Annotated in this window: 15 protein-coding genes; 14 read left to right on the top strand and 1 reads right to left on the bottom strand. The window is 44.6% G+C overall.

Translation table 11 applies throughout. The features are described 5' to 3' along the window. Positions 1 to 324 precede the first annotated feature (324 nt). From PN498_RS27385 to PN498_RS27355, 8 genes are all read left to right on the top strand, one after another. Positions 325 to 1,284, top strand: coding sequence for a LysR family transcriptional regulator (locus PN498_RS27385; protein ID WP_272066642.1), 960 nt, complete (start codon positions 325 to 327; stop codon positions 1,282 to 1,284). A 202-nt stretch (positions 1,285 to 1,486) separates the two neighbouring features. Then, positions 1,487 to 1,660, top strand: a complete 174-nt coding sequence (locus PN498_RS27380) for a hypothetical protein (protein ID WP_272066641.1) — start codon at positions 1,487 to 1,489, stop codon at positions 1,658 to 1,660. Continuing rightward, on the top strand, positions 1,657 to 1,950 hold the full coding sequence (locus tag PN498_RS28700; RefSeq protein WP_442951454.1) for a DUF1830 domain-containing protein: 294 nt from the start codon (positions 1,657 to 1,659) through the stop codon (positions 1,948 to 1,950). Before PN498_RS27380 ends, PN498_RS28700 begins: the two co-directional genes overlap by 4 nt. Beyond that, positions 1,947 to 2,186: a DUF2949 domain-containing protein gene (locus PN498_RS27375; protein ID WP_272066640.1), complete on the top strand. Its 240-nt coding sequence runs from the start codon at positions 1,947 to 1,949 to the stop codon at positions 2,184 to 2,186. The genes PN498_RS28700 and PN498_RS27375 overlap by 4 nt, the downstream gene beginning before the upstream one ends. A gap of 305 nt (positions 2,187 to 2,491) precedes the next feature. Further along, positions 2,492 to 4,420 carry a heavy metal translocating P-type ATPase gene (locus PN498_RS27370; protein ID WP_272066639.1) on the top strand — a complete coding sequence of 643 codons (1,929 nt, stop codon included), beginning with the start codon at positions 2,492 to 2,494 and terminating at the stop codon, positions 4,418 to 4,420. Between the two features lie 453 nt (positions 4,421 to 4,873). Further along, positions 4,874 to 5,917: a type II glyceraldehyde-3-phosphate dehydrogenase gene (locus PN498_RS27365; protein ID WP_272066638.1), complete on the top strand. Its 1,044-nt coding sequence runs from the start codon at positions 4,874 to 4,876 to the stop codon at positions 5,915 to 5,917. 147 nt (positions 5,918 to 6,064) lie between these two features. Further along, positions 6,065 to 7,072 carry an L-lactate dehydrogenase gene (locus PN498_RS27360; protein ID WP_272066637.1) on the top strand — a complete coding sequence of 336 codons (1,008 nt, stop codon included), beginning with the start codon at positions 6,065 to 6,067 and terminating at the stop codon, positions 7,070 to 7,072. 198 nt (positions 7,073 to 7,270) lie between these two features. Next, positions 7,271 to 9,679 (top strand): phosphoketolase family protein, encoded by a 2,409-nt coding sequence (locus tag PN498_RS27355; RefSeq protein ID WP_272066636.1) that lies wholly within the window; start codon positions 7,271 to 7,273, stop codon positions 9,677 to 9,679. 41 nt (positions 9,680 to 9,720) lie between these two features. Here PN498_RS27355 and PN498_RS27350 read toward each other — a convergent pair whose 3' ends face one another. Beyond that, positions 9,721 to 9,912, bottom strand: a complete 192-nt coding sequence (locus tag PN498_RS27350) for a hypothetical protein (RefSeq protein ID WP_272066635.1) — start codon at positions 9,910 to 9,912, stop codon at positions 9,721 to 9,723. A 269-nt stretch (positions 9,913 to 10,181) separates the two neighbouring features. Here PN498_RS27350 and PN498_RS27345 point away from each other — a divergent pair, with 269 nt between their 5' ends. From PN498_RS27345 to PN498_RS27320, 6 genes are all read left to right on the top strand, one after another. Next, positions 10,182 to 11,390, top strand: coding sequence for an MFS transporter (locus PN498_RS27345; protein ID WP_272066634.1), 1,209 nt, complete (start codon positions 10,182 to 10,184; stop codon positions 11,388 to 11,390). Between the two features lie 281 nt (positions 11,391 to 11,671). Then, positions 11,672 to 12,301, top strand: a complete 630-nt coding sequence (locus tag PN498_RS27340; protein ID WP_272066633.1) for a class I SAM-dependent methyltransferase — start codon at positions 11,672 to 11,674, stop codon at positions 12,299 to 12,301. Between the two features lie 219 nt (positions 12,302 to 12,520). Beyond that, positions 12,521 to 12,754, top strand: a complete 234-nt coding sequence (locus tag PN498_RS27335) for a heavy-metal-associated domain-containing protein (protein ID WP_272066632.1) — start codon at positions 12,521 to 12,523, stop codon at positions 12,752 to 12,754. 4 nt (positions 12,755 to 12,758) lie between these two features. Then, the gene (locus PN498_RS27330) at positions 12,759 to 13,235 is read left to right on the top strand and encodes a hypothetical protein (RefSeq protein ID WP_272066631.1); all 477 of its coding nucleotides are present in this window, start codon (positions 12,759 to 12,761) and stop codon (positions 13,233 to 13,235) included. Between the two features lie 62 nt (positions 13,236 to 13,297). Further along, positions 13,298 to 13,534: a DUF2933 domain-containing protein gene (locus PN498_RS27325; RefSeq protein ID WP_272066630.1), complete on the top strand. Its 237-nt coding sequence runs from the start codon at positions 13,298 to 13,300 to the stop codon at positions 13,532 to 13,534. Then, positions 13,531 to 14,010 (top strand): hypothetical protein, encoded by a 480-nt coding sequence (locus PN498_RS27320; RefSeq protein WP_272066629.1) that lies wholly within the window; start codon positions 13,531 to 13,533, stop codon positions 14,008 to 14,010. The genes PN498_RS27325 and PN498_RS27320 overlap by 4 nt, the downstream gene beginning before the upstream one ends. The last annotated feature ends 82 nt before the right edge of the window (positions 14,011 to 14,092 follow it).

The following is a 14,092-nucleotide window of genomic DNA, read 5'->3' as shown; positions in this document are numbered from 1 at the left end:
GAGGAGTAGGTTGATGCTTGCGCTTTATCGTCTAATGTGACGACAAGGATCGGGCATACACAAAGCAATGCATCACAAAGATCGCTAAAGAGAGGTGCAGTCGTGGATCAAGATCATACTGAAAATCATTACTGTCCTTGGCTTTTGATCAGACAGGATTCCTTAGCCGAGGATAAATCTAGCGTGGGCCACATTTTTACCGAAGGAATTATGAGTGGACTGCCCACGCGATTGCTGCTTCCTTAGCAACCTTTTTAGGTAGTAAAGCGGCATACAAATGCATTCCGTTTACATGCGATGTCCCCACGATTCTGTCAATGACATATGACAGTTGAATTTCAACAACTTCGATACTTTGTAGCCGTTGCAGAAGAATTAAACTTCCGCAAAGTAGCAGAGCGTTTGCATATTGCTCAACCTCCCCTTAGCCGCAAGATTCGTCAGCTAGAACAAGCTTTGGGAGTTGAGTTAATACGTCGCACCACTCGTAAAATAGAGTTAACTGCAGCAGGCAAAGTATATCTGGAAGAAGTAAGGCAAATCCTCAGCCAAGTCCAACAAGCCTCGACGTTAGCCAGACTGGCTGAACGTGGTCAGGTTGGCCACTTAAGAATCGGGTTTGAGGGCTCTTCTGCATATGATGTTGTGCCTGTTTCAGTCAAAGTTTTTAAGGAAAAGTCCCCTCTGATCGCCATATCTGCGTTTGAAATGGCTACAGGCGACCAAGGGTCAGCCATTCGAGAGGGGCAGATCGAGATCGGGTTTGGAGTACTCTCTCGTTTTGATGGAAACAACCTCACAGTCAAAACGATTATGCAAGACTCTCTCGTTGCGGTTTTACCTCAGAATCACCCATTAGCTGATCATCCCAGAATCGATTTGAGAGCATTACGAAATGAAACTTTTATCATTTGCCCACGCCGATACCGTTGCGGTTTGTATGACCACACTCTCGCAGTCTGTCATCAGGCTGGGTTTAGTCCCAAATTGATTCAAGAAACTCAAGAAGTACACAGCATTTTGGGGTTTGTTGCAGCGGGTTTAGGGGTAGCATTGCTGCCGTTATCTGTAAAAAAGTTACTGCGATCGCAGGTCATTTATCGTCCTTTTGATCCCCCTCTAGAGGGACTTGATTTAGCTATGGCATGGCGTCCAGAAAATGAATCTCCAACCCTATCCGTTTTCCTGGAAGTGGTGCAACAGGTTGTTGATCAACTATCTGAGGAAAAACAAATACACGATGTCAATACCGCTCACTTAGAGGAGGTGACTCCCAGTCATTAATACCATTTAAGTATCAATTCACCTCAAAGTTGGTAAGAGTCTCAAACAAAAATCCATTTAGGATATTGGTTAGATAGCAAATCAATCTTTTGTTGGCAGCAGCAACTCAAGCTCAAAGTCTAAACATCAGCTTCGACGAGAGTTTTTGTCTAGCTTGAGGAGCAGAAGTCACTCTGACGTTGATCACTTTATTACAAGAGCCATGAACTTGCAGCCTGGGCAATGGGTTCAGTGTTCTTTTACCCAGGAGAGAGGCAAGATTCTACCCTATGAAGGCCGCGCAATTTGTATTTCTTTAGGAGACGGTATCACGCTTTATATCTCACCTGAATCTCTGGAAACTCTGGGTTGGCGAATCTTGAAAGAACGGCAATGATCCAAACAATTTGGCCGAAGAAAAAGGAAATATCACAAATACAATTTTCTCAACAAAGCGATCGCATTCAGTGCTGTTACGTTAACCACACTGCCCAATTTCAGATCATACGGATTTCTAGCACTGAAAGTACCTTCTTCGAAAAGACCGTACTCCCACACGCAAGGATCATTTTTGAGGCTGGTCCTGATGACTATTTAGAAATTCATACAGGCAACCCAATTTGTTCAATTTTATCAGACAAGATTTCATGCCATCGTTTAGCCCTTAAGGAGGAGCATTCACCATGACAGTAATCACCCATTCCCAATTTCTTCGATTTTTGCGAGAAGAGTTAGCACTGCCTGAAACTTCTATAGATTTAGCCCTACGACATGAAGAACAAGATCTACGATTATTGCCCATGGTTCTGTGGAAATATGGTCTGGTTACGCTTAAACAACTTGATACAATCTACGACTGGTTGGCATCTCACCATATAGAAGAGGCCACGGTTCCACTGCAAAATCTCAGCGAATCAGTCTAAGCAATGAAGTCATGAGCGTAGAGAAAAAACAGCTAGGGCCAAAGACCTTTAAATCGTTTAAATAGTCTAAATGGAATGCGAAAAAGGATAGTTTCTTTAAGGAACTGATAATCTCTACAACGATTCCAAAACATCTTTTCAGAACAGAGTTTACAGCTTCTAATGCTCCCAGTTGTAACAAATTACTACCAGGTTTACTAATGCAGCAACAACATAGCCAGGGTCACGCACATCACCATGATCACGCTCATGGAGGTCACGAAGGTCACGGAGGTCATGATAAGCATGCGGGACATAGTACCGAGATGTTCAAAAATCGGTTTTTTGTCTGTCTAGCCCTTACTATTCCTGTACTTTACTTTTCTCCTGCGTTTCAGTCTTGGTTTGGCTATCAGGCGATTTCGTTTCCTGGCTCACCCTGGATAAACCCAGTCCTAGCGATTGTTATTTATTTTTACGGTGGCTGGGTCTTTGTTAAGGGTGCCTGGCGAGAAATGAAAGGAAAAATCGGCATGATGACGCTGATTTCTCTCGCCATTACGGTTGCTTTTATCTATAGTTTGGCAGTGACCTTTGGTTTAGAGGGGGAGCCATTTTTCTGGGAATTGGTCACGCTAATTGACATCATGTTGCTGGGGCACTGGATTGAAATGGCGTCAGTGCAGGGAGCCAGTCGCGCCTTGGAACAATTAGCTAAGCTAATGCCTTCGACCGCGCATCGGCTGGTAGGAGGACAGGTTGAAGATGTCTCTTTAGACCAACTCCGAGAAGGTGACTTGATTTTGATTCGTCCCGGTGAACAGATTCCAGTTGATGGGGTCGTGGTTGAAGGAGCGTCAAGTGCCAATGAAGCTTTCCTGACAGGTGAATCTCGCCCCGTGGACAAACGGGAAGGAGATGAAGTTGTGACTGGGGCAGTCAATGGCGAGGGAGCTTTAAAGGCCAAGGTAACCCGAACGGGTGAAAAAACGGCCCTTAGCCAGATCATGCGGCTGGTGGAAGAAGCACAGAATTCGAGAAGTAAGTATCAGGTTCTGGCTGACAAAGCGGCTTATTGGTTGACTTTAATTGCGATTGGCATCGGGTCGCTGACATTTGTGGTTTGGATAGCGCTCAGCGATTTGGTGTTTGCGATCAACCGTACGGTGACAGTATTGGTGATCGCCTGTCCCCACGCCCTGGGGTTGGCAATTCCTCTGGTAATTGTCAATGGGACTGCGATCGCGGCTAAAAATGGCATTCTCGTCCGGAACCGCGAAGCTTTCGAGCGAGCTAAGACCATTAGATATGCTGCTTTCGATAAGACTGGCACTTTGACAGAGGGACGGTTTGGCGTTCAGCGGATTTACACTGAGGGACTGAGCGACGAACAAGCTTTATCCATTGCTACAGCATTAGAATCTCTCTCAGAACATCCGTTAGCTCAGGCAGTTGTAGAAGCCGCCCAACAACAAAGAATACGACCTGCTAATGTCAGCGACTTTAAGGCGGTGCCGGGCATGGGCGTAGAGGGGATTATCAACGGCAAAACCTACCGAGTAGGGCGACCCGAGTGGCCACAAGAGCTAGGTTTCTATTTCTCTCCCGAGCTCGAACGCGGTTTAGAAAGAGCAGAAGCCAGAGGAGAGAGTGTTATCGCTTTGATGGATGAAGAGAAAACCCTGGCATTATTTGCCCTGGCGGATCGGATTCGAGAGAGTGCTAGAAAATTAGTCCACAGTCTAGAGGCAATTGGCGTTCAAGCAGCGATGATTACCGGGGATGCTAAGGCAGTCGCCCAAGCTGTGGCAAGTGATTTAGGCATTGAGCGTTACTATGCTCGGGTTTTGCCCCAGGATAAAGTGCGCATCGTGAAAGAATTAAAGTCCGAAGGAGCCACAGTCTTTACAGGTGACGGGATCAACGATGCACCTGCTCTTCTAGAAGCCGACCTGGGGGTTGCCATTGGTGCAGGTACGAATGTGGCGATCGAATCCGCTGACTTAGTTTTAGTCAAAGATAACCCGCTGGATGTGGGGCGAGCCCTAAAATTAGGCAAGGCAACCAATGACAAAATGATCCAAAACCTGTTCTGGGCAACGGGTTACAACGTTATAGCAATTCCTTTGGCAGCTGGGATTGCCTATCCCTTAGGCTTTGTCCTTTCCCCTGCAGTAGGAGCCGTATTTATGAGCCTTTCTACAGTGATTGTCTCTCTCAACGCTGTATTGTTGCGTCGAGTACGGTTGAACTAGGCCCCAAGAGGGAAAGCTGCCAATTCAGTGAATAGGCTTGCCATGATGAGTATTTCTAGTGGGACAAGACTATTCCAACTTTTTAGAATAGCAGCACCCCAAAAATCACAAAATTCATCATTGAAACAGGAAGTTGATTGTGAGATTACAAGCACTGTTACAGCTTATTAGAGTAGGATTAATCTCATTTTTTTCAGAGGAGTTTTTACTCCATCTTTAGCCTTTTACTAATCCTGATAGCTCAGGGAATGCTAAAGCTTTTCCAGTTTTTTCCTCAAGTTCAGTTAACGAGATGGTCGGGTCTTATTCTCAGTTTCATAGCTTCAGCTGTAGCAACAGTTCTAATTACTGCTCTGATGATTCAGCTTTACGAGCGTTTATACCAAAGCAAAGAATTTAGATAGTTAACTCAGCACTAGCAAGAGATCAACAGATCACAAAAGGTAAGGAATAATGGTCAGCAAGAAAGTACGTGTAGCTGTCAATGGTTATGGAGTTATCGGCAAACGGGTAGTCGATGCCGTCAGATTGCAACCTGACATGGAACTTGTCGGTGTGAGTGACATAGTTAGCGACTATCGGATTAAAACCGCAGTTGTTCTCAATCTTCCCATCTACGCCTCGTTGATAGAAAAAGTCGATCAGATGAAGGCAATGGGTATTCCTGTAAAAGGCACGCTTGATGATCTGTTAACTCAAATTGACGTAGTGGTGGATTGCACACCTAAAGGAATCGCCGCTAAAAATCTAGATCGCTATAGAGCAGCTGGCGTTAAAGCTGTTTTACAGGGAGGTGAAAAGCATGATTTAGTTTCTCACTCTTTTGTAGCGCAGGCTAACTATGAGTCAGCTTTAGGCCGAGAAGCTACGCGCGTGGTTTCGTGCAACACCACAAGTGCTGTGCGTACCTTAACGGCTTTACAGGATGCTCGTTTACTCAAGAAAGCTCGGGGTGTCCTCATGCGCCGCGCAACCGACCCTTGGGAGTCAGATCACAGTGGCATCATGAATACTGTGGTGCCTGAACCCCATATTCCTAGCCATCAAGGCCCAGATGTCAAAACAGTTGCACCAGAACTAGATGTCGTTACCATTGCCGCAAAAGCTGCTCACACCCAAACTCATATCCACCATTGGATAGTAGAGCTAACTCGTGAAGCGAGCCGCGAAGAAGTACTTCAGGCTTTCCGTTCAGCACCTCGTATTGCTTTCATCCGCATGAGTGATGGCATTGTAGCTCTCAATAATACTGTTGAGCTAATGAAGGACTTAGACCGACCACGGGGCGACATGTGGGAGGTCGCTCTGTGGGAAGACGTGCTGACAGTAAAAGGAAATGAAGCTTATTACACCTATCAGGTCTACAACGAGGCCATTGTTGTACCAGAAACGATAGATGCCATTCGTGCCCTTACAGGCATTGTAAAAGACGGGCGAATATCCATGAGTATTACCGATGAGGCCATGGGAATCCGACATGATTTTTTGGTCGCGTGACGTAAGTCTTTTCCCTTTTACCAGCAATTTAAACGACTATCGGAATGGAACTTAAGAGTCATGATACTTGATAGTTACCGTTTCGTAACGACGTGAACATTCAGTAAAAAAGGGCAGTAACAGGTGTGTAGCACTGTAGGGATTTTTATGTTTGAGCAGATTTTTACTACAAGCTCTATGTTGGAAAAACCTGCATCTATTCGTCCTCGAAAAGGAGTAGTTATAGGTGCAGGACAGGTCGGTATGGCCTGTGTTTATTCCCTACTCATTCAAGACTGTTTCGACGAGTTAGTCATTCAAGATATTGCCACAGAAAAAGTCGAAGGGGAAGTGATGGACCTAATGCATGGCATGCCCTTTATTACCCCTACCCTCCTCAGGGCAGGCACAGTAGCTGATGAAGGAAGAGACGCAGATATTGTAATCATCACTGCTGGAGCTGCTCAGAAACCAGGAGAAAGCCGTTTAAATTTGGTAGAACGCAATATCGCTATCTTTAAAGACATCTTGGGGGATATTGTCAAATACTGTCCCAGTGCTATTTTACTGATTGTCAGCAACCCCGTTGACATCATGACCTATGTCACCCTTAAACTTTCTGGGTTTCCCAGTTATAGAGTAATTGGTTCCGGTACGGTTTTAGATACCGCTCGTTTCCGTTCCCTGCTGGCCAAAAAGTTGGATATCGATGCTCGCAGTGTACATGCTTATATCATTGGTGAACATGGAGATAGTGAAGTACCTGTCTGGAGTACAGCTAATGTGGCGGGTCTAAAACTACTTCCCGATAGTTGCCCTGACAGCTGGGAAAATTTAACTCCTTCCGAACAGAAAGAGCTAAATTCTATCTTTGAAGAGGTCAAAAATGCGGCCTATGAAATTATTCAACGTAAAGGATATACGAACTACGCTATTGGTTTAGCCGTCACTGATATTATTAAGGCCATCTTACACAGTCAAGAACGTATTCTTACTCTGAGCAGCCTTGTTAATGGGGTATACGGCATTCATGATGTTTGTTTAGGTTTGCCAACAGTAGTAAATGAGAAAGGTGTACTCAAAACAGTCAATCTTTCTCTCAGCGACAAGGAAGAAAAACAGCTTAAAAAATCTGCTTTTATTTTGCAAGGAGTCTTTAACCAGCTAAACTTTTGACACTCTCATAAGAGTAACAAAAGTTTGACTTGCACCGCTGAAAATAACTCTTGAAGCAGGAAATTGAATGTTTAGATGGAACTGATAACAATGGTCACCGCCTCTTATCTTGAACAGATACTTTGGTGAAAAAAATCGACAACAAGGTATTCATATCCCAGATCGTGTTGCCAATTACGATAAGAATAGGAGTCAAACATGGTTCAAACTGCTCTTGAAGCCCAGCCCTCCCCTCTTGATAGTGCAGAACTAAACAAAATGAACGCCTATTGGCGCGCGGCTAATTACCTTTCTGTGGGGCAAATTTATTTATACGATAACCCCCTATTGAAGGAATCTCTGAAATTAGATCACATCAAGCCCAGGCTGCTGGGTCACTGGGGAACAACACCAGGGCTCAACTTCATCTATGTTCATCTCAACCGGATTATTAAGACTCAAGACTTGAATGCGATTTACATTGCAGGTCCAGGTCACGGCGGTCCTGGCTTAGTTGCCAACACCTATTTAGAAGGGACTTACAGCGAATATTATCCGAATATCTCTCAAGATGAAGCGGGGTTGAAACAGCTATTTCAACAGTTTTCCTTTCCAGGCGGTATCCCCAGTCATGTCGCCCCTGAAACTCCTGGTTCTATCCATGAAGGCGGTGAGCTTGGATATGCACTTGCTCATGCTTATGGGGCCGCCTTTGATAACCCTGATCTAATAGTTGCCTGTATTGTCGGCGATGGGGAAGCAGAAACGGGTCCCTTGGCCACAGCCTGGCACTCCAACAAGTTCCTCAATCCTGTTACTGATGGCGTAGTACTACCCATTCTGCACTTGAACGGATATAAGATCGCTAATCCCACAGTGCTAGCACGAATCAGCGACAAGGAATTAGAAAGCTTATTTATTGGCTATGGTTACAAACCCTATTTTGTAGAGGGGTCTAACCCTGAAATGATGCACCAGAAGATGGCGGCTACTCTGGATATTATCATTGCTGAAGTTAAGGAAATTCAGCACCAAGCTCGCAATACTGAAATACCCCAGCGTCCCCAGTGGCCAATGATTGTCCTAAAAACTCCAAAAGGTTGGACAGGACCACGAGAAGTTGATGGTGAAAAGACCGAGGGAACCTGGCGATCGCACCAGGTTCCTTTAGCTGAGATGGCTACTAAACCAGAGCACATCAAGCTACTAGAAGACTGGATGAAAAGTTATAAGCCGGAAGAGCTTTTCGATGAACGTGGAACCTTGATTCCTGAACTTGCTGAACTAGCTCCTCAAGGCGATCAACGGATGGGAGCTAACCCTCATGCTAACGGCGGCGTGTTGCTAAAAGACCTAAAAATGCCCGATTTTCAGAAATATGCCGTTGATGTTCCTGCCCCCGGAACTGTCACCGCAGAAGCGACTCGCGTTATGGGGCATTTTCTGCGGGATGTAATGAAAGGAAATTTAGAAAGCCGAAACTTTAGAGTATTTGGTCCGGACGAGACAGCCTCGAACCGATTGAGTGCTCTGTTTGAGGTGACAGATCGAGCTTGGACAGCTAGGACGATCGCCGAAGATGAGCATCTGGCTGCTAACGGTCGAGTGATGGAAATCCTTAGTGAACATACTTGTCAGGGGTGGTTAGAAGGATATCTCCTCACAGGTCGCCACGGCTTATTCTCCTGCTATGAAGCATTCATTCACATTGTGGATTCAATGTTGAATCAGCATGCCAAGTGGCTGAAAACTACCCGCCAAGAAATTCCTTGGCGGCGACCTATTGCTTCCCTCAATTATCTCCTGACGTCCCACGTTTGGCGACAGGACCACAATGGGTTTTCCCATCAAGATCCCGGCTTTATCGATCATGTAGTAAATAAAAAGGCTGATGTAATCCGAGTTTATCTGCCTCCCGACGCCAATACCTTGCTCTCTGTTGCTGATCATTGTCTGCAAAGTCACAACTATGTCAATGTCATCGTGGCTGGAAAGCAACCCGAATTGCAATATTTAGATATGGATTCGGCCATCAAACACTGTACTGCTGGCATCGGTATCTGGGAATGGGCCAGCAATGACCGCGATTGCGAACCAGATGTAGTGATGGCCTGCGCTGGAGATGTGCCAACCTTGGAAACGCTTGCTGCCGTTGCTTTACTTCGCCAGCACTTTCCTGAGTTAAAAGTTCGCGTCGTCAATGTTGTTGACCTGATGAAACTCCAACCAGAGGCAGAACATCCCCATGGCTTGTCCAATAAAGACTTCGATACGATCTTTACAACTGATAGACCCATCATCTTTGCCTATCATGGCTACCCTTGGCTAATCCATCGTCTCACCTATCGTCGGACAAACCATAAGAATCTGCACGTTCGTGGATACAAAGAAGAGGGAACAACTACCACGCCATTTGATATGGTCGTCCGCAACGACTTGGATCGCTTCCATCTTCTTGGGGATGTTGTTGATCGAATTCCCCAACTTAGTTCTAGGGCCGCCTACACGAAACAGTTCATCCGCGACAAACTCATCGAACACAAACAGTACATCACTAGATATGGCCAGGATATGCCTGAAATTTCTCAGTGGAAATGGCCATTTTCAAAAGCTTCCGAATCAATCTAAACAATTGATTCTGTGAACCCAAGCGGAGATTTTCATGGTTCTTAAGAAACAGCAATTTTTCTAGCCTCTATAGCTAGTCTTACGACTTCAGAGGTTGTGTCTACTATGCCTTCAATCAATGAAACAAGCATATTTTTTTCTATGACTTTACTCATAGAAACCACTGTCATTTCATCTCTCATCCTAATTCCTCGAATAGGTTCATTCGGTAAAACTCTTGCCGCAGCCTGCACCCGATCTCCGTGGCTCAACTCATTTTGTCCATTATTGTCTTGTTTCCTGGTTAGTTAGTAACTTGATAGCAGGCTGGTTTGGTGTGGTGATTGCCTTGGCTATGCAAATATTGACAATGTAAGGTTTTATGGGACAGCAGATACGCTTCAAAATTCCCCTTAAAATCTTGCCAGAACAGGCTGTAACTCAGTAGCAGATAAAATCTTCCTTGTAGCAGAATACAGCATCATTTCCATCTCTGAATAGCTGATTTACTTTCAAGCTTGCGGTGAATAAAAACCTATTTCTGCTATTAGTCTGTTTATTTGTCCTCATGGTAGGCTTTGGCATTACGTTGCCAGTATTGCCCTATTACGCCGAACGCCTTGATACAGCAGGTAGGGTATCTCGCGAAACGATGGTTATCCACATCAGCCTATTGACCAGTATTTATGCCCTGATGCAGTTTATTTCTGCACCACTATGGGGGAAGTGGTCAGACCAATTTGGGAGGAAACCATTATTGTTACTGGGCCTTGGTGGTTCTGCAATTGCCCAAATGCTATTTAGCATGGCAACCTCTCTGGATATGCTTTACATCATACGCGGAATCGATGGCTTCTTATCTTCAGCAGCCCTCCCTGCAGCAACAGCCTATGTGTCTGACGTGACAACGGAGTACGATCGCAGTCGCGGCATGGCATGGTTTGGTACTGCTGTCAGCCTCGGTGTTGTTGCAGGACCGGCAGTAGGAGGATTAACAACCCGGAGAGATCTCCACTTCGATGTCAATTTTGGACACCTCAAAATTGATAGTTTCTCGCTACCGTTCTTAATTGCAGCAGCATTAATGCTAGTTATGTTCTTTGTAGCTATATTCTGGCTGCCAGAATCTCTGCCACCACGACGAGTTTCTGCCTCAGCCAGTCAATCAACTATCAGATGGCAAAGTTTAGGCAATAAGCTACTCATACTGCTAGGTTTGACGACAATCGGGCAGTTAGGATTAGCGATATTTGAAGGTACATTTGCGCTCTATGCTCAAGAAAAGTTGAACTACGGACCACTTGAAACCGGCATCGTTTTCATGGTCTGTGGACTAGTGATGGCAATTTTTCAGACTGTTGCGGTCAGCTATCTTTCGGGAAAAATCAGCGTAACGAAGCAAATTGCTTTCGGTTTTAGCTTAATGGGAATAGGCAGTGTTCTGCTATTGATCGCTCAAACATTGCCCTATGTTTTAAGCACTGTTGGTGTGTTAGCTTTTGGGGTATCGTTGATTGCTCCGAACCTTTCAGCCTTAATTTCAAAGCGGGGAGGTCAACACACGGGAACAGTATTGGGAATGCAAAATGCCGCCAAGAGCCTGGGACAGGTGAGTGGTCCAATGGTAGGGGGTACACTATTTGCCTGGCAAGCAGGCGCACCCTATCTATTTACTGGCGTCATTTTGCTTGGAATTGGTCTCAAGCTCGGCTTGAGCGTAAGAAATAACTAATCCCAACTCATAACCCAGTCTCACTTGAGAACATAAGTGCCTGACCGATAGGCAAACATAGAGCTAGATGCGACCGAATTAAAGTTTGGCTAACTGGCAGAAAGCTATTAATTCATTTATATTTGTTACGGACATTCGATCATTTCACTTCAGTTTCATAATTCTCTGGGGATAATTAGGAAGAGAAAGCAAATTAGGATATTTTCCCTCAGGCAACGATTCCACTCTAATCTTTCCTAACATTAGAATCAGTTCTTTCCTCTTTCGCAATAACTATCGAAATGCTCATTCACCCATACCGAGAGCAAGCTGTTGACTATGACTTCACAAAAAATCTCTACTATTTTGTCAGTCTCAGAGAATGGTTTTACCGGCGAAAAGCTGTTCAAATGCTGCATTTAAGCCCAGGCGACACGGTCATCGAGATTGGTTGTGGAACAGGGATAAACTTTAGTTTGCTGCACGATATGGTCGGTGGCAAGGGCAAAATCATTGGCATAGACTCTGTTCCTGAAATGCTCGATCACGCCTATAAAAGAGTTGAGCAAAATCAGTGGTCTAACGTAGAACTAGTGCAGAAAGATGCGTCCAAGTATGAATATCCCAATCAAGTCAATGGTATCTTATCAACTTTCACAATTGCAGACATTCCGGAATCCGACTGGATAATTAAAAAAGGGGCTGAAGCTCTTTCATTAGGAAAACGTTTTGTCATTTTAGATGTGAAAATTCCAGATTTTTGGCCAAAGTGGCCACTAAAGCTTTATACATTCTTTTCCTCATTTTTTAAAAACTCGCAATCAGGGAAAATCGAATATCCCTGGCAATCAATTCAAAGATACTTAGAAAGAATTGAGTTCGAAGAGCTTTTCCTTGATGGCGTTTATTTATGTGTAGGCAAGAAGGTTTGAACACTGATGAAAAATTATCTCAGAAAAGTATGTAGGTTGTAAACTTTCATGAAAGTAGCTTAACCCTTTAGTTAGCTGTAGAAACTACGCTAGATACATATCTTTCAGAGACAACTTACTTGAACAGGGAACAATAATGTGAATTTTTTCGGGTCATTTAGATTAAAGAAACGGATAAGCAACCAATGTCTTAAATAGAGTCAGCAAGGAGGTCAAGCCATGAAAACGTCTCACTTGAAACTGGAAGGGCTCATGTGTAGCGGCTGCAGTGAAATTATCGAGCGAGCAACTCAACAGGTTGCAGGAGTGAACGCTTGTAGAGTCAATCTTGATCTTAAACAAGCCGAAATTGAATATGATCCTCAACTTATAAGGCTAGAAACCATTCAGAAGGCCTTAGCAGCCGTAGGATACTCTTCTACGCTAATGGATGAGACCACCCAAATCCTCTGATGAGATGAAGATTTCACGCCTTACTGACTGGATAAGTCAAATTCCATCAGTCCCTGAAGTGAATTTTTTCGTCTTCGCTTTTCTGGTGAACTTTGTCTATGAGGTTTGGCAGTCACCTTACTTCGAGTTTTATAACCAGCCCAGTTTGGCGGAGAAAATTGCAGCAATTAACCATTGCACTTTTGGCGACGGAGTTATCACTGTTATTTGTAGTCTGATTGTCAGTTGGCTTTATCGTTCTCGCTATTGGATACTCCAAGCTAGCTGGAAGTCGATTCTTATCTTCACAGGATTAGGATGGGCATACACTTTCGTCTCGGAGATTTATCGCACTCGAATTGCTCATCTGTATGGAGTTTTCAACTTTACACTGCCAATTATCGGCATTAGCTGGCTGCCTCTACTTCAATGGGCAATATTACCACCCATTGTTATTTATTTGACTCGACGACAAATACTGGGCGAACTTAATAGAAGGTAGCCGCAAGATTTCAAACATTTCCCTGAAATGTTATTCGATTCCTAGTTCATTAGGAGAAAACAATGTCTCAAAGTTCTCGGGAAAGTTGGCGGTGGCGATCGCCTGCAGGAATTGCCCTATTGGTATTTTTGGGCATTGCCGCCTTCTTTTTGTTCACTGAACATTTAGCCCACATCATCCCTGTTTTGCCATGGCTGTTTTTACTGCTGTGTCCCTTAATGCATGTATTCATGCATGGCAGCCATGGAGGACATGGTGATCATCGCAATCATAATACGCACGATGGAGATGAAAAATGAACGACGTTCCTGCCTACGGCCTTTGGTCTTTGGTGATTATTAATTCTTTGGTGTTCATCATTTTTGCATTCAGCTTTACGAAGCCCAATAGTCCGCGTGACTGGCGTTCTTTCGGAGCTTTTTCAGCCTTCATTGTGGCTCTCTTCACAGAAATGTATGGCGTCCCGTTAACAATTTATTTGTTGTCAGGCTGGTTACAGAGCCGTTATCCCAATTTAGATCCCTTCTCCCATGATGCTGGTCATGTCTGGTGGACAGTTCTAGGACTTGGGGGTAATCCTCACTTTAATCCGATTCACTTACTGAGTAATTTGGTGATTTTAGGTGGATTTATTCTCCTGTCTTCTGCCTGGAGAGTACTTTATAAAGCTCAACGCAGTGGCACTCTAGCAGTTACTGGTCCCTACTCCTATGTGCGGCATCCCTGGTTGACTGACAAAAGTTGTTCAAAAACGGCTGAAGCGCTTTTGTTCTAGGAAGCTGAGCATTTGCAAGAAGCTGGGTGGGAGCCAGCATTCTAAGATTAGATACCACTCCCATCCTGGAATGCTGTGAAAA

The sequence above is a fragment of the Oscillatoria sp. CS-180 genome (assembly GCF_028330965.1).
Classification (GTDB): Bacteria; Cyanobacteriota; Cyanobacteriia; order Phormidesmidales; family Phormidesmidaceae; genus Halomicronema.
The sequence above is the reverse complement of the archived record's forward strand: the minus strand, read 5'-3'. Positions and strand labels throughout refer to the sequence as shown.